This window comes from Alteromonas sp. ABE4_545, from assembly GCF_056161325.1.
Genome location: NZ_JBSWYY010000003.1, coordinates 75,351 through 97,886 on the forward strand (window position 1 = coordinate 75,351; position 22,536 = coordinate 97,886).

Annotated in this window: 21 protein-coding genes; 6 read left to right on the forward strand and 15 right to left on the reverse strand. The window is 46.5% G+C overall.

The features are described from left to right. Nucleotides 1-6: 6 nt before the first annotated feature. Nucleotides 7-942, reverse strand: coding sequence for a type II secretion system protein GspC (gene gspC, locus ACXAH6_RS04250; RefSeq protein WP_474875394.1), 936 nt, complete (start codon nt 940-942; stop codon nt 7-9). 117 nt (nt 943-1,059) lie between these two features. Between gspC and hslR the strand changes: the two genes are divergently transcribed. From hslR to ACXAH6_RS04270, 4 genes are all read left to right on the forward strand, one after another. Beyond that, complete coding sequence (gene hslR / locus ACXAH6_RS04255; protein WP_474875395.1) at nt 1,060-1,455, forward strand: ribosome-associated heat shock protein Hsp15; 396 nt, start codon at nt 1,060-1,062, stop codon at nt 1,453-1,455. 26 nt (nt 1,456-1,481) lie between these two features. Then, nucleotides 1,482-2,375, forward strand: a complete 894-nt coding sequence (hslO, locus tag ACXAH6_RS04260; protein WP_474875396.1) for an Hsp33 family molecular chaperone HslO — start codon at nt 1,482-1,484, stop codon at nt 2,373-2,375. A 422-nt stretch (nt 2,376-2,797) separates the two neighbouring features. Beyond that, nucleotides 2,798-4,363 (forward strand): phosphoenolpyruvate carboxykinase, encoded by a 1,566-nt coding sequence (locus tag ACXAH6_RS04265; RefSeq protein ID WP_474875397.1) that lies wholly within the window; start codon nt 2,798-2,800, stop codon nt 4,361-4,363. Nucleotides 4,364-4,538: 175 nt separating this feature from the next. Continuing rightward, nucleotides 4,539-5,723 carry an MFS transporter gene (locus ACXAH6_RS04270; RefSeq protein ID WP_474875398.1) on the forward strand — a complete coding sequence of 395 codons (1,185 nt, stop codon included), beginning with the start codon at nt 4,539-4,541 and terminating at the stop codon, nt 5,721-5,723. On the opposite strand, the gene envZ is transcribed toward ACXAH6_RS04270, so the two are convergent. The 5 genes from envZ to ACXAH6_RS04295 all read right to left on the reverse strand — a co-directional run bounded on the left by envZ (nt 5,715) and on the right by ACXAH6_RS04295 (nt 11,370). Continuing rightward, nucleotides 5,715-7,031 (reverse strand): two-component system sensor histidine kinase EnvZ, encoded by a 1,317-nt coding sequence (gene envZ / locus ACXAH6_RS04275; protein ID WP_474875399.1) that lies wholly within the window; start codon nt 7,029-7,031, stop codon nt 5,715-5,717. The genes ACXAH6_RS04270 and envZ overlap by 9 nt on opposite strands. 28 nt (nt 7,032-7,059) lie before the next feature. Continuing rightward, nucleotides 7,060-7,785 carry an osmolarity response regulator transcription factor OmpR gene (ompR, locus tag ACXAH6_RS04280; RefSeq protein WP_474875400.1) on the reverse strand — a complete coding sequence of 242 codons (726 nt, stop codon included), beginning with the start codon at nt 7,783-7,785 and terminating at the stop codon, nt 7,060-7,062. Between the two features lie 156 nt (nt 7,786-7,941). Continuing rightward, nucleotides 7,942-9,195, reverse strand: coding sequence for a sodium:proton antiporter NhaD (nhaD, locus tag ACXAH6_RS04285; RefSeq protein ID WP_474875401.1), 1,254 nt, complete (start codon nt 9,193-9,195; stop codon nt 7,942-7,944). A gap of 153 nt (nt 9,196-9,348) precedes the next feature. Next, complete coding sequence (locus tag ACXAH6_RS04290) at nt 9,349-10,251, reverse strand: phosphoribulokinase (protein WP_474875402.1); 903 nt, start codon at nt 10,249-10,251, stop codon at nt 9,349-9,351. Between the two features lie 102 nt (nt 10,252-10,353). After that, nucleotides 10,354-11,370: an ion transporter gene (locus tag ACXAH6_RS04295; protein WP_474875403.1), complete on the reverse strand. Its 1,017-nt coding sequence runs from the start codon at nt 11,368-11,370 to the stop codon at nt 10,354-10,356. A gap of 117 nt (nt 11,371-11,487) precedes the next feature. On the opposite strand from ACXAH6_RS04295, the gene ACXAH6_RS04300 reads away from it, so the two are divergent. Then, nucleotides 11,488-12,090, forward strand: a complete 603-nt coding sequence (locus tag ACXAH6_RS04300) for a 3'-5' exonuclease (protein ID WP_474875404.1) — start codon at nt 11,488-11,490, stop codon at nt 12,088-12,090. On the opposite strand, the gene ACXAH6_RS04305 is transcribed toward ACXAH6_RS04300, so the two are convergent. Continuing rightward, nucleotides 12,087-13,538: a TrkH family potassium uptake protein gene (locus ACXAH6_RS04305; protein ID WP_474875405.1), complete on the reverse strand. Its 1,452-nt coding sequence runs from the start codon at nt 13,536-13,538 to the stop codon at nt 12,087-12,089. The two genes, ACXAH6_RS04300 and ACXAH6_RS04305, sit on opposite strands and share 4 nt — an antisense overlap. A gap of 173 nt (nt 13,539-13,711) precedes the next feature. Then, a complete protein-coding gene (locus tag ACXAH6_RS04310) occupies nt 13,712-14,413 on the reverse strand; it encodes a 4'-phosphopantetheinyl transferase family protein (protein WP_474875406.1) in 702 nt (233 codons plus the stop codon). Between the two features lie 73 nt (nt 14,414-14,486). On the opposite strand from ACXAH6_RS04310, the gene ACXAH6_RS04315 reads away from it, so the two are divergent. Beyond that, entirely contained in the window at nt 14,487-14,873 is a 387-nt protein-coding gene (locus ACXAH6_RS04315) for a hypothetical protein (RefSeq protein WP_474875407.1), read from the forward strand. 47 nt (nt 14,874-14,920) lie between these two features. On the opposite strand, the gene ACXAH6_RS04320 is transcribed toward ACXAH6_RS04315, so the two are convergent. The 7 genes from ACXAH6_RS04320 to ACXAH6_RS04350 are packed head-to-tail and all read right to left on the reverse strand — an operon-like array spanning nt 14,921 to nt 22,529. After that, nucleotides 14,921-16,144: a beta-ketoacyl-ACP synthase gene (locus ACXAH6_RS04320; protein WP_474875408.1), complete on the reverse strand. Its 1,224-nt coding sequence runs from the start codon at nt 16,142-16,144 to the stop codon at nt 14,921-14,923. Then, entirely contained in the window at nt 16,144-16,866 is a 723-nt protein-coding gene (gene fabG, locus ACXAH6_RS04325; protein ID WP_474875409.1) for a 3-oxoacyl-ACP reductase FabG, read from the reverse strand. The genes ACXAH6_RS04320 and fabG overlap by 1 nt, the downstream gene beginning before the upstream one ends. Then, nucleotides 16,859-17,308: a hotdog family protein gene (locus ACXAH6_RS04330; protein WP_474875410.1), complete on the reverse strand. Its 450-nt coding sequence runs from the start codon at nt 17,306-17,308 to the stop codon at nt 16,859-16,861. Before ACXAH6_RS04330 ends, fabG begins: the two co-directional genes overlap by 8 nt. Further along, nucleotides 17,308-18,486 carry a beta-ketoacyl-ACP synthase gene (locus ACXAH6_RS04335; protein WP_474875411.1) on the reverse strand — a complete coding sequence of 393 codons (1,179 nt, stop codon included), beginning with the start codon at nt 18,484-18,486 and terminating at the stop codon, nt 17,308-17,310. The genes ACXAH6_RS04330 and ACXAH6_RS04335 overlap by 1 nt, the downstream gene beginning before the upstream one ends. A 10-nt stretch (nt 18,487-18,496) precedes the next feature. Next, complete coding sequence (locus ACXAH6_RS04340) at nt 18,497-19,051, reverse strand: DUF3261 domain-containing protein (protein WP_474875412.1); 555 nt, start codon at nt 19,049-19,051, stop codon at nt 18,497-18,499. After that, nucleotides 19,051-20,307: an NAD(P)/FAD-dependent oxidoreductase gene (locus ACXAH6_RS04345; protein ID WP_474875570.1), complete on the reverse strand. Its 1,257-nt coding sequence runs from the start codon at nt 20,305-20,307 to the stop codon at nt 19,051-19,053. The genes ACXAH6_RS04340 and ACXAH6_RS04345 overlap by 1 nt, the downstream gene beginning before the upstream one ends. Further along, nucleotides 20,301-22,529 carry an MMPL family transporter gene (locus ACXAH6_RS04350; RefSeq protein ID WP_474875413.1) on the reverse strand — a complete coding sequence of 743 codons (2,229 nt, stop codon included), beginning with the start codon at nt 22,527-22,529 and terminating at the stop codon, nt 20,301-20,303. Before ACXAH6_RS04350 ends, ACXAH6_RS04345 begins: the two co-directional genes overlap by 7 nt. Nucleotides 22,530-22,536: the final 7 nt, after the last annotated feature.

Here is a 22,536-nt window from a genome sequence, read left to right on the forward strand (position 1 = left end):
TGTTATTTAATTTGCTTCTGGCTCAGGCATATCGAGGTACAGCGTTTGATACTCGCCGTCTCGTGTGATCGTTAGCTCGATCGACTGTGCACTGCGCAATTCAGACATAGCTTCGCCAGCCTGTTGCATATCGGTTAGATCTAAGCCATTGATTTGAATAACGACATCGCCGTTTTGTAATCCCGCTGCTTTAAAGAGTGCAGGGTCTTTCCCCGGCTTCACTTGGTAACCAATTAACTGGCCCCCCTCAGTTGCAGGGCTAACTGCAATGTAGTCTGTGAAATTGGCGGGTTGACGGCGCAGCTGTTCTGTTGCTTCTACGGCTGCTTCACTTAATTCTCTGCGTTCTTCTTGCGTCTCTTCTGGTGGCGCTCTGCGCGGGCTAGTGACTTTACGCGCTACCCGTTGACGATTCGCTTCGTCGTAATCTAAGCCATCTAGCATTAGTGTTTCGTGGCGACCGCCATTGCGTATAATCACGCGGTCAGCCTGCACCTGATCGAGAATGGCATTGGTACCCTCAATTTTTTCGCCCAGCCCATAGACGGCCTGCTTGCCTCTATTTTCGATAATTGCTGTTCCTTGAGCTTTGTCATTGCTCGACACCACACCGGTCAGCGTTAAGTTTAGGCGGGTTTCTGGCGCGTCAGTAATAACTGGGGTGTCAACTTTCGGGGCGGCTTCAGGATTGCCAAATAAATGTAGGCGTTGAATTTGGGTGATATCGACACCATTTTGTGAACTCGACACACGCACAGGTTGGCTCGCGACATTGGTTAGAGTGCCTGTTACGTTAGGTTGAGGTATAATTCGCCAAGTGAGTTCGGCAGCAAAGGCAATCAGATATAAACTCAGCAAAACTACAACCACAAGACGCAACCTGCTTTGATGCTGGTTGTAAAACTGCAGAAGTACTTGTGGATTTAAATTTTCACGTGTCATGTAGTGATACTGCAAATAGTTGAAATTAAGGGCAACACAATTTGCCCATGATAGCTTAGTCGACCGCGGGGTCACAACACTAATACTGATGAGTTACATTTATATTACAGGTCCAATGTGAATCAAAACAACCAGATATCTGAAGTTAGACTCGACAAATGGCTATGGGCTGCGCGTTTATTTAAAACACGTGCCGTGGCTAGAGACATGATCCAGTCGGGAAAAGTTCATTATAATGGTCAAAGAACCAAGCCCGGTAAGGCCGTTGAAGTAGGCGCCATGATAAAGGTACCTGCTGGTTGGGATGTAAAAGAGCTGAAAGTATTGGGGATCAGTGACAAGCGACAAGGTGCAGTGATTGCCCAAACCCTCTATCAAGAAACCGCTGAAAGTGAGGCCAAGCGTGAAGAAAATCACGCTGCACGCAAGCTCAATAGCTTTCATAGCCCTCGGCCCGAGGGGCGGCCAGATAAAAAACAACGCCGAGACATTATTAAATTTAAGCAGCAATAGCCGCGACTTTATAAGCAGGACCCGTTATGACCCAGTTAGATCAGTTACACCGCTTTTTGTTCAACCAAGCTCATGTGCGTGGTGAAATGGTGCGTGTGAATGCCGCATTAAAATCTATCATTCATAGTACTGAGTACCCACAACCCGTTCAGCAGTTACTTGCTGATATGACGTCAGTGATCAGTTTATTAACGGCAACGTTAAAAATTGAAGGCGAAGTGAGCATGCAGATTCAAAGTGAAGGTGTGCTTAAATACGCTGTTGTGAGTGCAACGAATGAGCAAAAAATTCGCGGAGTGGCGCGTTGGGATGAATCAGTAACAGAATTGCCGAGCGACTTTGCAGAGTTGGTGAAAAAAGCGGTACTTGCGATCACTATTACGCCGGCCGAAGGTGAGCGTTATCAGGGCATAGTGGCGCTAGACAAACCCACACTCGCTGAGTGTATTGAAGCGTACTTTTTACAATCAGAACAGTTGGCGACAAAAGTGGTGTTGTTATCAGACATTGCGGGCGACGAACCTAAGGCTGCCGGCATGTTGATTCAAATTTTGCCAACCAGTGCAGAATCAACACGTGCTGAAGACACTGATTTTGAACATATTTGCCAGTTAGCACAAACCATCACCACGGAAGAAATGTTTTCGCTGCCTGCTGAAGACATTTTGTATCGTTTGTTTCATCAGGAAGAGGTTGAGTTGTACCCCGCTCAGGCCGTGACTTTCTCGTGTACATGCTCTAAAGAGCGCAGTGCAGAAGCGTTGAAAAACGTTGATAAAGCCGAGTTGTTGAGCATTGTAGAAGAAGAAGGCGCAATTAAAATGAGCTGCCAGTACTGCCATGCAGAGTACCAATTTGATGGTATTGATGTGGAAGCCATCCATAGCGGCAACGTAGCAGCACCTCATAACCCTCAGTAAATACTTCCTCGAAGTCGCGTCAGTACACAACTGGCGCGACATATTGCCACTTTCAGTGGTTTTGACTCTCCAGTTATCGTTTTCCTAAAGTGCGAAAGTGTGAAAAGTTGCGACTACTTTAGCCAACCTAGATGTAGATCAATTTGAACAAAAAATAAACACACTACACTGTACTTACAGAAGAAGGTGTAATACGCATTTCTCATTTTCATATTGTATTACATTCGCTTTTCTTATGATCTTGTTAACAAAACTTATTTCTCAATCTTATCTTTGTAATGTAATTTCATTTTTTGTGAAAGTTTAAGCCAGGTAAATGATCGGAATTCGCCGTGGTGATGTGCGTATGTTCAAGGATTTGATATGGTTTATGAGTGGTTTGGTGTTTTGTAAGTCTAATTGAAAATTTTCAGGTGAACGTGATGACAGTGCTAACAGCAATTCAAACGTCTCAAGCAAAAGCGTATCGGAATCTTGCGCCTTCTGTATTGGTTGAGCATGCGCTTAAAAAAGGGGAAGGGCAACTGGCTGATAATGGCGCTTTGGTGGTGGAAACCGGCAAGCGCACGGGCCGTTCGCCCGCAGACCGGTTTATTGTTGAAGAATCAGGTACGGCCCAATATATCGATTGGGGTGGCGTAAATAAGCCATTTAACCAAGACAAGTTTGACAAACTATGGGATCGCGTTGAGGCCCATTTGTTATCGCTCCCTGAATACTACGTCTCTGAGCTGCAAGTTGGTGCTGACGCAGACCACGCAATTCCAATTGTTGTGCGCACAGAAACAGCGTGGCAGCATTTATTCGCTCGCAATCTTTTTATTGTTCCAGAGCAATGGAACCCAAAGGGAGATGAGCCATGGCAAGTGCTTAATGTTCCCGGGTTTACCTGTGAGCCTGAGCGAGATGGCACTAACAGCGATGGCGTTGTGATTATTAACTTCGCAGAGAAAAAAGTGCTGCTCGCCGGTATGCGCTATGCAGGCGAAATGAAAAAGGCCATGTTTTCGGTACAAAACTTCCTGTTGCCTGCTGATGAAGTGCTGCCTATGCATTGCTCTGCCAACGTGGGAGAGGAAGGTGATGTGACCTTGTTCTTTGGGCTGTCAGGCACTGGCAAGACAACTCTGTCTGCCGACCCTAAACGCTTCTTAATTGGCGATGACGAACACGGTTGGGCGCCAGGCTCGGTGTTTAACTTGGAAGGAGGCTGCTACGCCAAGTGTATCGACCTTTCACAAAAAAATGAGCCGGTGATTTGGGATGCGATCAGCTTCGGCACTATTTTAGAAAATGTTGTACTGGATGATAAGCGGACGCCAGATTACGCAGATGTGTCGTTAACCCAAAATTCCCGTGCAGCGTACCCGCTTCAGCATATTGATAAGCGCGTGCCAGAAAACCAAGCGGGTGAACCTCGCTCGGTGATTTTCTTAACCTGTGACGTGAGTGGTGTGTTACCACCGGTTTCAGTGCTATCGGAAGAGGCTGCCGCCTATCACTTCCTCAGTGGCTATACCGCAAAAGTGGGGTCGACCGAAATTGGCTCTACCGCAGACATTGAATCAACGTTTTCTACGTGTTTTGGCGCGCCTTTCTTCCCTCGTCCTGCGGGAGTGTATGCCGAATTACTGATTAAACGAGTGAAGAGTTTTGGCGCTAAAGTGTATTTGGTCAACACAGGCTGGACCGGAGGCCCCTATGGCGTTGGCAAGCGTTTTGACATACCCACAACACGTGCTGTGGTCGACGCGATTGTGTCAGGAGAATTGGCGAGCGTTGAAACCGTTCACATTGATGGTCTGAACCTAGATGTGCCTGTTGCGGTACCCGGTGTGGATGACGCCTTGCTGCAGCCTCAAAAAACGTGGGCAGACCCTGCTCAATATGAGCACTACGTACAAAAACTGGTAACAGAATTCCAAGCTAATTTTGAAAAATACGAGGTATCAGATGCCATCGTTCAAGCTGGCCCTGGCTACCGGTAACGCCACTTCCCAACATTACTTCGCATCCTCATGTGAGTAAGTTCGCCCGCTTCGGAAACGAAGTGGGTTTTTTTATGCCTTACGATTTTTATTGAATAGCTTGCGTCTTTTTTACGCTGTGTCAGTATGCCTGCATATCAGCCATATAGGGCTGGCAGTTTGATAAAGGGCATACATGAATACGCGTGCAGCGACGACCATTATTTTCGTTGGCTTTTTCTTTCTTGGAATGGTGTTCATCTTGTGGGGCATTATTCTACCCGACCTGATCCGAGACTTAGGGTTGTCTGAATTAGCTGCCGGTACTTTATTTACACTCTTTTCTATGGGGATGATTGCTGGTGCCATACTGGGTGGTAAGTATGTGCGAAACTTTGATTTTCTGACTCTTTTTTCGGTGTTAACCCTTATCGATGGGGTGTTATTGCTGCTGATCAGTAGCGTAACGTGGTGGCCTTATCTTATGGTTTTGATGGCAGTACTGGGCGTGTTTAGTTCCTGCATGGTCACTATTGGCCATACTCTGATAGCACAAATGTACGAACAACGCCGCTTTGCCATGATGGGCTTAATGGATTTTATGTTTAGCTCTGGTACGTTAGCCGCGCCATTGTATATTTCGCTACTGTATTTTTTTGATTTTGATTGGCGTTGGGCTACCCGCTTCTTAGCTGGGTACGCTGTGTTGCTTAGCCTTTATACCTATCTTGTCGCGCGAGCTGATACGCGAGCGAGAAAGCAAGCCAATGTCGTAAAAGAAAAGTCGGCGTCGTTAAGTTACACAAGCGTATTAAAGCAGCCGGTGTTTTTGCTGCTTGCGCTGTCTGGTTTTGGTTACGGTGCCGTAGAATTCGGTACTGCCAATTGGTTTGTGAGTTATGCCCAAAACGGTCATGGGTTTGACGGAGATACCGCCCGTTACGTGTTTGCGTTTTTTACGGCGGGGATGGTGTTGAGCCGACTGTGTTTTGCTTTCTTTTTGCGTTGGTTAACGGTGCATCGTTTAGCCGTGGTCCTCGCCAGTATGACCTTGTGTGGCGCGCTTTTGATTAAGTTGATGCACAACCCCGTTGCGATGGGGGCAGGGAACTTTGTACTGGGCTTAGGATTAGGCGGTTTGTTCCCATTGATCTTGTCGGCGGCGATGAATATCGACGCAGATAAAGGGCCGGTCTTATCGGGCGTGTGTGTTATCGGAAATTCTGTCGGTGTACAGGTGGCGTCTTTTGGTACTGGATTGTGGGCGCAATTTGCTCCCTTACAAATTGCGTTTTGGGTGATCCCCATTGCTGCGGTGTGGTTGTGGGTAATGACTTGGCTCTACAGCCGTAAGATAAAAGCGCGAAGTGGGTTACTTTAATACTGTTGGTAACCAAAACTCAGCAACCAAGCCCTTTTGTTCATGATTGCGTAAACGAATTTGGCCTCCGTGCATTTCAATAATGCGTTTGGTAATTGCTAAGCCCAGCCCTGAGCCACCACTGCCACGGGCCTTGTCACCTTGGGTGAAAGGCATGAACATGTCGTTGAGTTCATTCTCTGGTACGCCTGGTCCGTAGTCGCGAACACGCAAGATCACTTGCTTCTGCCGAGCGTGATATTCAGATTGTACTTCAATGTTGTTGCTGCCATAACGAAAGGCATTTTCGATCAGGTTTTCAATAACTCGTTTAACCGCCACTCGACTCAATGCGATTTCCGGAAGAGACTGGAGATTGAGGCAAATCTGATGGCTTTCATCAAATTGACGTACTTGCACTAACTCTTCAACGAGTTGGTTCAAATTGGTACGGTCGCGTTTTTCCTGCTGGTCTAACCGCGCATAATCGATAAATTGGTCGATAATGGCGTTCATGTCTTCGATGTCGTTCACAATGCCGTCTTTGATCCAGCCTTGTTCATCAGGCAGCATTTCGGAGGCAAGGCGAATACGCGTTAATGGGGTGCGCAAGTCATGTGAGATACCCGCAGTCATTAGGGTACGGTCGTGCTCCAATTGCTGAATCCCTTGATTCATGCGGTTGAAAGCCTGTGTTACAGCAATAATCTCGCTACTGCCTTGTTCCTCTAATGGCGGTGGGAATCGTCCTCGCCCCACCTGTAAGGCGGCTTTTTGTAATGATTGCAATGGCCGGTTTAGTCGTCTTACGAATAACCAGCCCCCCACCACACTGAGTATACCAATAACCATTAAGTACATGGTTGGCGGGAAAATATTAGTTTCTGTCATGCCTGAAACAGGAATGGCGATCCATGTTTTTGGCGCTGATGCGGTATTTACCCACACAATGTAGGGTGACGTACTTTTCACAGAATCTGAGGTGCTGATTTGTACCGAGGCTCCTTCGCCAATCAGGTGGCTGATTTGCCCCGACATCAATTCGTAGTAAACGGCGTTCCGCAGGCCGGCTTGCATGGCACTTTGGTAGTCGTAGAAGTGAATGCCTGTTTCACGTTCAAAGTCTACACGGTCTTCAGGCGTTGCATGACTGAGTTCCGACACTTTAATGGCTTGGACTTGTGTGGCTAACAGGCTATTAATTTGTTCATAGGCGGGGCGTATAAAGTAATAGGTGACCGACAAATACGACACCACCTGATTGATGAGTAGCAAAACACCAATCATCAAAACTGTTTGTCCGAATACACTTTTGGGAAGCAGTCTCACAGGCTGCGTTTACTCCGAGGTTCGTATGTTAGCCGTGATGCTCGCCATCGGGCACAAACACATAGCCCAAACCCCAAACCGTTTGAATGTAACGGGGGCTGGCAGGGTCTTTTTCGAGCATTCTGCGCAAGCGAGAAACTTGTACATCGATGCTGCGTTCTAGCGCGCTGTAATCTCTACCCCGAGCCAGATTCATCAGCTTGTCACGCGACAGTGGCTCACGAGGGTGAGTGACCAGGGATTTCAGTACCGCAAACTCACCGCTGGTGAGTGTCATCGGCTCGCCGTTGTTACTCATTTCACGCGTGGCAAGATTAAGGCGATATGTACCAAATTCTACGACTTGTTCTTCCATTGATGGCGCGCCAGGCGCTTCGCTGGTTTGACGGCGCAACACAGCTTTGGCTCGTGCTAGCAACTCTCTCGGGTTAAAGGGTTTGGGGAGGTAATCGTCAGCGCCCATTTCAAGGCCAATAATTCGGTCTACTTCGTCGCCTTTTGCGGTGAGCATAATAATGGGCATGTCACTGCCTTTTTGACGCAGTCTGCGGCAAATTGATAGGCCGTCTTCGCCGGGCAACATCAAGTCGAGTACCATCAAGTGAAAATTTTCACGTTCAAGTAGTCGGTCCATTTGCTCAGCATTAGCTGCACTACGTACTTGAAAACCTTGTTCAACCAAATAGCGCTCAAGCAAACTGCGCAAACGCATATCGTCGTCGACTACAAGTATTTTGGAGGTTTCCTGACCCATCTTATGCCTCGAAAGTAATGTGACTGTCTCGTTCGCTAACTTATTGGTGTAGTGAACGAAATGACCATTTGTGATCCATCACAAACTATAACCATTCCGAGGCATAAGCAAAAGCAGTTAAATGTTGCTGGGCCAGATTGAATGTTACAAATAATGTCAGAGGTACGGGATCACATAGTTTGCCATTGTGAGTACCAAACCATAGCCAACTGAGTAAACAAACAATAGTAAAAGGACAAATTTACCGTATTTGGCAAACGTTAAGCCCTGAACTTTGCTCATTGCCACGATTCCTGCAGCCGACCCAATAATTAGCAAAGAACCGCCCACACCCACTGCGTAAGTAAGTGCCAACCATTCTTGAACGTCCATATTTATATTGGCTTTTAATAAGGCGGCGGTTAGCGGCACGTTATCAATGAGCGAAGACAGCATGCCCATGCAGAAGTTAGCCAATACGGGTGGCATGACGGTATACAGATGTAATAGTCCTTCAAGAGCGTGGATGTGCTCAAGCATGCCGACTAACAGTAAAATGCCGAGGAAGAACAATAAAGTGTCAAACTCGATATAACGGATGTAGTCCATGATGGGGTCTTGATCGTCGTCTTCGCCAAGATGGTTAGCGACCAAGAACATGATCGACATACCCGCCAAGAAGCTCAACATAGGGGGGATGGCAAACAGCACATTACCAACTAGCGTGAGGATGATAGTAGCTAGAAAAATACCCGCGATAATGTAGTCGATGGTAGAAACGGGTTGTTTGGTTTTCTTGATTTTCACTTCGCCTTTTAAGCCAATAGACAGAATAGACGCCAACAGTAAAACGGCTAAAAACGATGGGAAAATCAGATAGAAGAGTTGCGTAATCGTTACTTTACCTTGCATGAAAATCATCAAGGTTGTGACGTCGCCGGTTATTAACGACACCCCGCCAGAGTTTACCGAAAACACCACCAAGACGGCGAATCGTATGGTTTGGTTGAGCGGTAAACCTAGCGACAAAACTAGCGCAATAGACACCAAGGTGGCGGTAATGTTGTCTGCGAGCGAAGAAAAGCAAAAACTGAAAATGGCGCAGAAGAACAGAAGCTTTTTGATCGTGATCTTCTGAGGCATGATGAGATTCAACAGCGTTTCGATCAGGCCTTTGCGGTTGAGGTAAGCCACAAACGTCATGGCGGCAACCAAAAATAGCCACAACGTGGATATTTCTGTGATGTTGTGGATCAGTCCTTCATTGACCAATTGCGTATGTTCCGCACTTTGGGCTGACATAAACAAGGTGATCCAAGCGAGCGTCCCAAAAAAGAGGGTAATCTTCGCTTTGTTGATATGAATAACTTCTTCGAAAATAACGCCGAGCAAAGCTGCTGCGGCCATAAGGATAAGGGCAATATCGAGCATGGGAGTCTCAACCAAATGAAGTGCCCGAATTTTAAAGGTTGTCGAGGCAAATTTAAATGATATTTGACTCGAATATTAGCCGGTTACCCTAATAAACATCATAGTCAGTATGAATAGTAGGCACTAACCCGCTTGTTGTTAGCAAAGAAACGGTTACTCTTCGGTAACCCAATCCATTTGTTGGCCGGCACGACGTTTTTTATCCAGTAACTCTTCAATCAATGGCGTTAAAATTAATTCCATTGCCAAGCCCATTTTTCCGCCAGGCACAACAAGGGTGTTGATACGAGACATAAACGCGCCGTCTATCATTTGAAGTAAATAGGGGTAGTTCACGTTCTTCATTTCGCGGCGGAATCGCACCACAACAAAACTTTCGTCTTGTGTTGGAATTTCCCGAGCGCTGAAAGGGTTAGAGGTATCGACTGTCGGCACGCGTTGGAAATTAACGTGGGTACGTGAAAATTGCGGCGTGATATAGTGAAAATAGTCATCAAGGCCACGAACAATACTGCTCATCACAGCTTCGCGTGAATGGCCGCGGTCTGTAGTATCACGGACAATCTTTTGGATCCATTCCAAGTTAACAATGGGCACCATGCCTACCAGTAAGTCAACGTGTTGGGCAACGTTATTGTCTTCGGTTTTCACACCGCCGTGTAACCCCTCGTAAAACAGCAAGTCGGTATTTTCTGGCAAATCTTGCCATGGCGTAAAAGTACCAGGCATTTGATTGAAGGGAACAGCCTCGTCGAAGGTATGTAGGTACTGGCGATATCGACCTTTACCTGAAGCGCCGTATTCTTGAAACAACGACTCTAATAACTCGAAGTCATTGGCGCGAGGACCAAAATAGCTGATGTGACGCCCTTGTTCTTGCGCCTTTCTAATTTCCACTTCCATCTCTGGACGCGTAAAGCGATGAAAGCTGTCACCCCCTACAACAGCGGCGTCGACGCTGAGGTTTCTGAAGATATGTCTGATGGCATTGGTGGTGGTGGTTGTTCCCGCACCAGATGAACCCGTAATCGCAATAATAGGATGTTTAACAGACATAAAAAACTCTTTAAAAAGAGGCTAATGGGATTGGCGGAGTGAATGAAAAATCATCATTTTTCGCCCTGTGAGCACTAGTTATAAGCCTAGAGGAAATAAGAATCAAGTGGCTTGATGTTCGTCAATTGTGCCAGAGATGAGTGATTTTTTGCAATGAGGGCATACAGTGGGCGTTGCAGCGCTCTGCCCTTGCTGGGGATTTTTTTTCACCATTTGGTCACGCATTAAACTTATTACCAAACTTGCTTGTTTATCATCCAAGTCGAGTGTGTCTCGTAGTTTTTGCAATTTGGTAATTTCTTGTGGTGTGAGATCTCCGTCGTTTATTGCTTCGAGTACATACTTGCGAAATGTATCTCGGCGTATGCGTAATTGTTCGGTCAGGCTGGATGCTAAAATACCTGCTGGCATCGCGAAAATAGCCACACCAAGCAATGTGATCACACCGCTAAATACCTTTCCTAAAGGAGTAATTGGAGTAACGTCGCCATAACCAACCGTAGTCAGTGTATTCAAGGCCCACCACATTGCCATTGGAATACTGCCGAAGGCCTCAGGTTGCACGTCTTGCTCGATATAGTGAATACCTGTTGCAGCAATAATCATAATGATCATCAACACCGACATGGCGGCAATCAATACTCTTGCTTCTTTTCGCAAGACGGTGACTAACATATGCACAGAGCGTGAATAGCGCCCAATCTTAATAATGCGTAGTAAACGGAACAGCCGCAATATACGCAGGTCAAGTGCAAAGAAAAACTGCAAATAACACGGCAAAACGGCTAACAGGTCGATAATGGCCATCGGCGAGCGCATGTAGCGTAATCGGCGAACCCATTTAGGTTGATCTGGTGAGCTAAAGGCGGGCGCGTCGATGGCTGTCCATACACGGGCCATATACTCAAGTGTAAAGATAAAAACTGAAATAATTTCAAAAATCAGTAATGCGTTGTGCCATTGCTCTTTGAAGGAATGTACGGTTTCTAGCATTACCGCAGCAACGTTGGTGATAATTAGCAAGATTAACGCGCGATCGAACCACCGGCTTAACCTGTCACCGTGACGAGCCGGTTGTAAAATGCGGTGGAGGCGTTTCCTGTAGTACTGGTTGCTCATTATTTGTCCTTGAGACTATACTCCTATACTAGATGATAGGTAGTTGATACTTCAAACATTAACTACGAAGTTCTGAATCCATATCAAAGGAGTGACGTCATTCCGCATTGGCATTGTGTGCTATTAGATACTGAATTTACCGCATGGGAAGGGTCTCAAGGTCGCTGTTGGTCAGGGCCGGATGAGCATCGTGAAATTATACAAATTGCGGCGGTGTTATTGCGCCTTGACGCTAATGGCGTCAGTGTAGAAGACCAATTCAACACTCTGGTTCAACCTCGCATTAATCCGTGTTTAAGCGAGTACATCACAGCGTTGACGGGGATCACACAAACCATGATCGACGAGTTGGGCGTAGACTTGGGCTCAGCTGTCAGGGCGTTTCATCGCTTTTGCCAAGACGGACAATTACCCGTGTTAAGCTGGGGCAATGACAACAAGGTAATACATGACAACTGCGTACTGGTGAACCTGCCTTTCCCGCTTTTTCGCGGCGGCATGTTTAACGTACAGGCGTGGTTAAAAAAGCACGATATTGAAGAAGCGTCGCTCAATAGCGGTCAGGTTGCTAAATCTATTGGTGTGACGCTACATGGGCATGAGCACAACGCCTTATTTGATGTGAAAAGCGTAGCCGCAGCCTTACATTACTGGCTTGAGAAGGACGCCATTAGCCTCCCAGATCTTACGCAGTGGTGGTCTTCATCGCTTTCGCGTTAACGTTGCCAAAAGCTTGGTAACAATAGTGACAACAGAGTGAAGTATTCTAATCGGCCCAAAATCATCACGAGACTAAGCAGTGAAATACCCACGTCGGACACAGGCTCAAAGTTACTGCTCACCTCACCAAACCCCGGCCCCAATACATTAATACACGCCGCTACCGCACTCAACGAAGACCAAAAGCTTAGCCCTGTCATCATCAATAAAATAGTAAAGATAAATGTGGTGAGTGCCGCCAACGACATAAAAGCCATGACGGCTTGAATAACGTCATCTTCGACTTTGCGCTTCTGATACATAAGCGTAAATGTGCCGTAGGGATATGTGAGTGTTCGCATGGCGCGCACGATAATTTTGAAACTGATGATATTGCGAATAATTTTATTCCCGCCAGCGGTAGAGCCGGAACAGCCACCTAAATATCCAGTGAAAATTAACAAAAAACCTGTTGCGGCTGGCCACATGGATAAGTCTGCCGCACCAAAGCCGGTACTGGTGATAAATGAAATAATGTGAAACAACGCAAGGCTAAAAGCGCCGGGTAAATCACTGTTTACGCCAGACGCGATAAAGGCGGTTAAAATCAGGGTGAGCACAAATACAATGCACAAAAACGTACGGCATTCTTCATCTTGCCAATACTGCTTGTATTCCCGTGTGTAAACCGCGCGATAATGCAACGCGAAATTAATGGCTCCCGCAAGCATAAACACATCTGAAATAGCGAGCAGTAAATGGCTATCAAAATAGCCCATACTAGCGTCGTGAGTGGAAAAGCCACCAGTTGAAACCGTGGTAAAACTATGTGCTATGGCGTCGTAAAAACTCATGCCCCCAAGGAAATAAGCGATGGCGCAAAATACAGTGAGTAATATATACACCAGCCAGAGATGACGCACTGAGTTACTGATCCGCGGAGCGAGCTTATCGTTTTTAATCGGCCCCGGCGTTTCTGCCATTAATAGCTTCATCCCGCCCACATTCAGCATGGGAAGTACGGCGACAACAAAAATTACTATTCCTAGGCCACCCATCCACTGCAAAAATTGCCGATAAAGCAGAAAGGTTTTTGGCATATCGTCCAACCCACTGAGCACAGTTGCTCCCGTTGTGGTGAGCGCGCTGACTGATTCAAAAAACGCATCGGCCATTGATACATCGGTGATGATTTCTATTGGAATTGCGCCTAGCGCGCCGGTAACAACCCAAGTCGCCGAGGCATAAATCAGTGCGTCTCGCAGGCTTGCATGATTAATATCTAAGTGTCTGAAAATCGACAGCAAAGACAGGGCGGTGATCAACATGAGTGTACCGGGCAACAAAAAAGCAGAAATCACCGGCTCATGAAATAAGAAAAACGCCAGTAATCCGAAACTACATTGCACCGTGCCCATCCATAAGACAGGCATAGCGAGTAGTTTTAATTGAATGGCTTTTGCCCTCATTCACTTCCTTATAGCGTACACATCGACATCAAGTGGTCGGCAATTATCGTGAGTATGGCACATTCTCAATGACGAGGTTGCCTCGACGTTAGTGCGATGGTGTTGAGGTACACCTATGTGTGGGTGCGATACAATATGCATTGAGATAGTATGTCGAAACGCGATTCTATGCGCTAGGTTTGCGCCGAGAAGTCTGACTTTTGCAACGAAGCGGAAAATAAATCGGCGATCGATTGAATATATGACACATCAACACGCATGTTGGCGTGAGCTGGTGACGTCGCCACAGCAAGATACAGATTGTGTGCAAGATGTAGTGTTTTTAACCGAGCATTGAGTTGCTCTGTCAGTTTGCTCACGGGCTGACCAAGTATGTCGGTAAGCGGGCGTTGACTTAACTTACACAAGGCTTCTTTTTGTGTCCAAAGCGAGTAAAACGAGGCTTCAGATATAGCGTTATCCAGTTCTTCAGTTGAAAAACTCGCCTCTGCAATTGCCATGATATCTCGATGTGGTTTCGGACATTCAATATCGATACTGAAATTACCCGCGGCCTCGGGCTGGTTAACGCATCCGATAGCGATGTAATTGCGGCTGTGAGAAAGAGAGAAGCGAGGCAAAGTGTTGTCTTCATTCTCGACAATCAGTAAGCCGGTTTGTTCGCAGAGCGTGAGAGAATGCTTATCTAACGTGCCGTACCCATTGGCTTCTAGCCAGGCCTTCATGGCAAAACGGCTAACTAAAAACTCACGTTTTTTCGTTGCGTGACGCCGGGTGTTTAATTGGGCGGTTTCTTTCTGGCTTAACCAATTTAACTCTTCAGGGAGAGAGAAATCGGCATGATTGATAACCAATAGTGAAATGTGAAAAGCCATGTATTACGGCGCGTACTTTCTAACTGTTGTGTTATGTTTTATCATGCAGCCTTTTAAAATACGAGGGCTAATCATGTTACGGAAAATCCTACTCGTTGTTGCGGTGTTCACGCTTACTGCATGTGCAACCACTAAACCTCTCTACAATGCGGAAGGGATATCCTTTACTCAAACATTGACGCAAGAACAGGCTGAAAATGCGATTGTTGCCGCGCTTAAATACAAACGCTGGCGCGTAACTGATGTAACAAAAGACAAAGTTTTTGCTGAGATTCATGTGCGTAGTCACTTTGCGAAAATCGAAATCGATTATACGACAACCACATTTTCTATACGCTATGTTGATAGTAACAACTTGGACTACAAGTCAACACCGCCTAAAATTCATCGCAACTACAACAAGTGGATCAGCTTGTTAGAAAACGAAATTGTTAATAATGCGGCGCTAGTTGCATTATAAATAGGGTACGAGCCCAGTACATGAAAGTATTGGGCTCGCGCTGTTGGTTAAGGCCAACGTTTAAATATTAACGACGTATTAATTCCGCCAAAGGCAAAGTTGTTAGACATCACAAATTCGGTGTCTATTGTCTTACCACCCGACCGGATATAGTCGAGTTCACCACATCGCTCGTCGATATTATCAAGATTGATTGTGGGGGCAAACCAGCCTTCGTTCATCATATTTACACTGGCCCAAGATTCAATAGCACCACAAGCGCCTAGCGTGTGCCCAAGGTAGCTTTTTAAAGAACTAATGGGTTTGTAGCCGAGTGCATTTGCGGTGGCCGTAGATTCAGCAATGTCGCCAATTTCTGTCGCGGTACCATGTGCATTCACGTAACCGATTGCCGACGCATCAACATTGGCTTGTTGAAGTGACTGCTGAATGACTTTTTGCATCATCTCTGAGCGAGGCTGGGTAATATGGTCGCCGTCTGAGTTACAAGAAAAGCCAACAATTTCTGCATAGATTTTTGCGCCCCTTGCTTGTGCATGCTCAAGTTCCTCAAGAATAAATGAGCATGCGCCTTCGCCAATTACTAGGCCATCGCGGTCTCTATCAAATGGGCGAGGGGTTTGCGACGGCGTATCACTCTTCAGGCTGGTGGCAAATAAGGTGTCGAAAACAGCGGCTTCGGTTGCACATAGTTCTTCCGCGCCACCGGCAACCATGATTTTTTGTTGCCCGAATTTTATGGCTTCGTAAGCGTAACCAATACCTTGCGAGCCAGAAGTACAGGCTGAGCTAGTGGTAATCACTCGCCCTTTAAGAGAGAAAAACACGCCAATATTAACAGGCGCGGTATGGGCCATCATTTGGATATAACTTGTTGCTGTCACACCACTCATGTTACCAGTGTTCATCATGTTGCCAAACGCTTGCAACGGTGCTGTTGACCCTGTTGACGAGCCATAGGCAACCCCTGTGCTGCCATCGGTCAACGCTGGGTCATCAAGCAGGCCAGCTTGTGATAAGGCAACTTCTGTGGCGCGTGTGGACATAATGGAGACTCGCCCCATCGAACGGATCTTTTTACGCTTGTAATGAGAGGGTGTGACAAAGTCGGTCACTGGCGCCCCTAAACGAGTTTGCATTCCATCGATGAACGCCCATTCAGGCATAGTTTGTACCGCGTTTTTTTCGGCTTTGAGCGATTGGCTGAATGTTTCCCAATCATGCCCTAACGCAGTAATGGCTGACATACCTGTGATGACTACACGTTTCATTATATCAACCCACCATTTACCGAAATTACCTGTCGGGTGATGTAGGCGGCATCGTCAGACATTAAAAAGTTCACAGTACCTGCTACCTCCTCTACCGTCCCCATTCGGCGTAGGGGGACCATATTGACCACATCGTCTGGTAATTCTGCGGTCATGTCTGTTTCTATTAGCCCGGGGGCTACGCAGTTTACAGTGATTTTTCGTTTCGCTAGCTCTAAAGACAAGGCTTTGGTTGCACCTATGATCCCCGCTTTGGCTGCACTATAGTTTACTTGCCCACGGTTACCAGCAATCCCCGATACTGAAGACAATGTCACAATTCGGCCGCCTTTTTTGCCTCTAACCATAGGCATTATGGTCGGGTGAACGACATTGTAAAATCCTTCCAACCCAGTGCGAATAACGGTATCCCAGTCTTCGCCTTCCATTGCAGGGAAAGCCATATCCCGCGTTACGCCGGCATTACACACCACTCCAAAATAGGCGCCGTGTTGTTCGATGTCGGCGGTAATTTGCGCTTGGCTCGCATCGCGGTCACAGACATCAAATTGCAATATGCTCGCGTGGCGACCTGCTGCCTCAATACTTTTTTGAACGGCTATCGCGTCATCAATACGACTGCGACAGTGTAAGGCAATATCGAATCCACTGTTGGCGAGACGCAAAGCGATGGCTTTGCCTATGCCTCTACTTGAGCCAGTTACAAGAATCCTTTTATTCATTGTGGGTGGTGTCCTCGTGTTGTTCTCCAGGTTGAAACACATTGACTCTGGCTTCGGCAAGACTGTCATCGTTTTTTGTTATTTTGCAGTCAAAAACACCCAAGCCAGTGTCTTCCTGATAAATGCGTTGAACCGTGATGGTGAGTGTGTCGTTCAGTGTAAATTGGGACGTGTTTAATGTTAGTTTACGCGTCCCTAATAAAAAGCCAACGCGCTTTTGTCGCCCCGCGTCAATATCATTCGCCCCGGCAAACGCCGCGATACTTTGTGCCATGTACTCAATTCCCACATATGCGGGAACGCCATTCAGGCTGGCATCATAACATGCGCTCTGTTGCGTGATTGTCACTTCACATTGTGCGCTGTCTTCGGAATAAGCGACTAACTTATCAATTAATATCATGGGGGCTTCGTGAGCCAATACACGCTCGATGCTATACATTACTGCTCTCTCCCTAAAACGATACTAATGTTGTTGCCGCCGAAGGCAAAGGAGTTCGACAAGCAGTATTTCAAGGTTTGAAGATACTCTCCGTTTGCCAGTTGTAGTGCAGGCAAACTGGAGTCCATTGACGCACTACAATTCGCGGGGATTTTTCGCTTTGTATTGAGTGAAGGCGTTAACAGCAACCAACAGAATGCGGCCTCCAAAGCGCCCGCTGCACCGAGAGTATGGCCTGTTAGGTGTTTAGTCGAACTACAATATGTGTGCTGGCCAAAAACGGTATTGACCGCAGTCGATTCCATTTGGTCATTCAAAATCGTGGCGGTGCCATGAAGGTTAATATAATCAATACAGTTAGCATCAATGTTGGCGTCACGTAGTGCAAAGATTATGGCGGTTATCGCGCCCTTTCCTGAGGGATCTGGGCTAGATATATGATAAGCATCACTCGACTCACCTATGCCAAGCAGCGCCACGTCGCTGGTCGTTTTAGTCATCAAAAACAGTGCGGCTGCCTCACCTAAATTAATTCCATCGCGCTGGGCTGAAAAAGGGCTACATACGTCTTTTGATGTGGATTCTAATGACTCAAACCCATTGCTTGGCAACTGACTAAGCGTATCTACACCACCACATATCACCACATCTACGATATTTTGCTGTAGTAACAGTTGTGCACTTTTGAGCGCTTTAGCGCCAGACGTACATGCCGTTGATACTGTGTAGCTAGGCCCCTGTGCGCCAGTAATATGCGCAATAAATTCAGCAGGGGCTGCCATTTCTTGTTGTGCGTATTCGTAGGTGTCTGGCCACGTTTTGTTTGACTCGTAGCTGACGAGCGCGGCTTCGCCTTCTTTTACGCCGGACGTACTGGTACCAATAACCACCCCGACGCGGGTTGGGCTGACATCTTGTGTGAGTTTGAGAAAGTTGGACTCTATCTGAGCAAAAGCGGCCAGTGCTAGCTGGTTATTGCGCGTTTGAAAGCGGCGAGCAAACTGCGCCACAGATGGTAACGGAGTATCTACCACTCCGGCGTACATACTTTGCCCTTGGGTAGAAAGACACACTTGCGTTAACGGGCTTTGTTGTGAGTCTGATAAAAGTTGACTCAACACAGATTGCTTGTCATGCCCTAATGCGCAAATAACCCCGACATCGTTTAAAAAACTCACTGTGCTTGCCTCAGTTTAACTCTGTCAACGTGAGAGAATATCCACGTAGATGATGTTCTATTTCTATGCTGCTCTGGTGATAGTGAACCGTCATGACTACGGTCTTCCCTTGTAGTAGTTTTCTCGTCTCATGCTCCGCAGTTAACCTTACGTCATCGCCTGTTAAATGCGTTTGTAGTATCGCCACTGGCCAAAGTGCCAATTGCAGGTCGGCTATAATATAGGAAGGCTCAAGGTTTTTCACAGAGATAAAACGTTTTGCGCTGAGTTTTTCGCCCGCTACATAACTCAACTCGACTACCGGAATACCCATCGGGGTCATGGCGACCATTTCTATTGTAGATGCAGAAAACTCGGTATTGACCACTACCTGTTTGGTTTCTGTTCCATATGTGATCGATAGGAGTTGAGACAGTTGCCTCCCCCACAAGTGCTCAGGGGGAGGAGACAAGGCAAACGTTACAGCCTCAGACAGTACAACCTGTTCTGCACCATTATTCTGAGAACGATTAACACTGCAGCCAATGAGCAACAATGGTAATAAAAGAACAATAAAACGCTTCATTATGACTGCAGTGATTGTTCTGCGCACAATTCGTGCAATACATTAAAGCGGCGATCACTTTGGGCCACATAAGGGTTGTCTGTGTCCCAAGCATAACCCGCTAGTATTGAGCTGATCATGGCACGAATTTTCGGGTCTTGATTAGCCGCAAATATTACGGTTTGAAACTGTCCGGTGTACCATGCGTTTACATAGGTTCTAAAGCAGTTGATCCCTTGTTGTAAAGGGTGAGCAAACTGGGCGTCAAAGTCAACGTGTTCACCTCTGAGATATTGATCTAACAGTGGGCTAATCAACCAAGCAGAATGAATCGCAATTGTTACCCCAGAGGAAAATACGGGGTCGAGAAATTCACCCGCATTACCAAGCAGGGCGAAGCCTTCTCCGTGCATCTTTTCAACGCTGGCACTGTAGCCTTGAATAACACGAGCCTCTTGATGCCACTCTGCGTTCGCAAGGAGTGTCGCCAATTCTGGCGTTTCAGCAACGCGTTGCTGTAAGCAGGTGAGCAGCCCAGCCTCGGATTGAATTTGTTCAGGTAGCCCCACAACCCCTAAGCTACACGTGCCATCTGAAAACGGAATCAGCCAATACCAGATGTCTTCAAACTGTGGGTGTACGGTGATGAGTATTTTGTTACGGTCGAAAGTCTCATCAACAATGGCATCTTTGATATGGGTAAAAACCGCTTTTCGCGTGGGTTGGGAGCTGACTTTGTCTAACTGTAGAAACCGAGGCAACACACGTCCAAACCCACTGGCGTCGAGAATAAATCGACAACTAACTTGATAGGTTTCGCCTTGTTCGTCGAGTATTTGCAAGCTAGGTTCCATCGCGTCAGGTGATACCGAAACCACTTGATGTCCAAAGCGCACAGTGACCCCTTTTTGTGCGGCGCCTTCGGCTAGTAGTTGGTCGAAAGCTGCGCGCTTGACCTGATAGGTTGTACCTGGGCCAGCAGAGAATTTGTCGGTGAAATTGAACGCTGTCGCCGCGCCTTGTTTTGAGAAGGCGGCGCCATTTTTAAATTGAAAACCACATGAATCAGCGTAGTGATGAAGCACATCGGACAGGCCTGCATCGTCTAAATATGCCATGCACTGGGGCAATAAGCTTTCTCCAATACTGAATCGGGGGAAGTGTTCTTTTTCAACAACGAGAATATTCCAGCCCTTGTTGGCTAACATACTCCCTGCGACTGAGCCGGCGGGGCCCGCGCCAATAATGACTACATCAAACGCTTGTGAATTCACGATTTCTCCCTAACGATCATTGGTGCGCATAATGAAACCAAAATGATGCCAAACATAACGACTAACCCCAGACTGTGAATCGCCGGGGTTTGGCTAAAGACTAAAATGCCGAAGACGAATAACGATGTTAACGCCGATAGGCTGACTGCATATTGGGTTTGCGCTTTGTATTTATGAGTGGAATAAAAAATAAAATAGTCGGCAGAGAGTGCGAGAATCAACATCACGCCGAGTAAACTGAAAATACTTAAGTATTGGTCAATAAGGTAACTGAATAGCAGCGAAAAACCACAGATCAGAATCAATAAAAGAGCGCTTTTCACACCATAAACGAGGCCTTTTACTACCCCCATTAGCACGCAGATAATAATCATAGCGAGTAGGGCTATCCACTGTAGTTGTGACAGCAAGTGGGCCATTGCTTGATTTAACATATCCACTTTGTTGTAACGTAATAGCGTGCCGTCAAAATCGTTGAGTAGTTGTTGCTCTAATTCCTTAGACAGCCCTTTTACTCCCACCCATGTGACCACGTGGCCTTCGGTTTGGTACACATACATATGCACCACTGATGACAGGGTCGTGCCGTCAAAGTCTTCCAACGTCATTGGGTTAAATTGCGACAAAGTAATAGGTTCAGCTAGATAATTGTCGACCTCGGTAAAAACGCCTTGTTGCGCAGCCTTTGCTATTTGGGTGTAATTATTGCGTTGCTTGTACTGTGACGAGAGCCATTGACTTAACCCTTGAATGTGAATGTCGGCATGTTGAAGTTCAGGTCTTTGGGCAATCGCCTCTTCGGTTTGTAATGCTTTTTCTAATGAATTAGCGACAATCAGAAACCGTTTTTCATCGCCGTTGAGCAAAGAGAAATGGTATTGCTCGTTCTGCTTTAACAATGCACTACTGGCATTGAGCTGGCGTACATCAGCGCTAAACTGGGGCATTAACAATGCCCAGCCCAGCACAAGTAACAGCAGCAGGCTTATGCCAATTGAGCGCGAATACCGCTGACCCTGTTTAAATTGTCTGCCTATTGATTGGCAGCATTGTAAAAACGTTTGATTGAGTACAACGGAAGTTGGCGTGATCCAATTGGGTATCACTAACAGAGTAAATAACCACGCAAAGGTCAGGCCCGCGATAACAAAAATGGCAACTTGGCTTAGTAGTGCAACCGATGTAAAACAAAAACTCACATAGCCCAGAGCCGTGGTGAAAAAACCAAAAGTAATAGCGCCGTTTAATTGAGTTCTGGCTTCATTGTCAGCACTTTCATGAACCAGCCGGTGTAGACAATAATCGATCGCAATACCGATGAGGGTTACACCAAATACTAAGCTTAAAACGTGGATATCATTGAACACTAATACAACGGCACAGCCTCCCCCTATCACCGCAGTGACGATAGACAAATGTGCTAATAAAAATGCCTTCCATGTTCTCAATGCGCCAAAGAGTAGCAGTGCTACCATCAGCAGACTCAACAGACCAAAAGTCGTAGTTTCGCGCTTTGCCAGCAGTGTATTTTCGGCATTGTGAAAAGGAGCGCCAGAATAGCGTAAGTGAACGCCTGGATATGCAGTTTGTAGCGCGTGAACTTGTTCAACTAAATAATTGATTAATTCAACAGGCTCTTGTGCTTGCCCTTTGGGCAGTTGGGCAATAATAAAATAGATGTTCTCCGACTGATGAGACAGCAACAGACGATTGTCTAACAATGTGAAGTTCTGATTTTTTCGTAATAAATCTTGGATAAAGCCCGCGGTGTTAAAGCTGGGATCGGCATTGATTGTCTCTGATACAAAGGGTGATGAAGCTTGCGAAAGAAAGTGAGAAAAATACGCAAGCATGTCGTCTGAAGAGCGCAGCGCCAGCTCAAATTCGGGTGTCATTAAAGAATGCGGGTGGTCGGTATAAATTGACGCAATTTCTGGCAAGGCCTCATTCGAGGGCTGCGTTAAAACCAAATTGGCGTTAGTTAGGATAGAAGAAAGTGCATCATACACTGGCTCAGCATTTTTGCCGGATACCGAAAATATCACTTTTTCTGTGAGTAAAGTAGAAAACGCATTGTCAGCTTCTGCGACTATTCCTTGGTTTTGCGAAGGTAGCGTGGCTAATATGTTGGCAGAAAAGGAAATTGGCGTCGTCAACGCTTTGACCAACGCCGCGATGACCACAAAACTGAAAACCGTAATAAAGACGAGCGTTCCTTTGCGCATGTGGTTT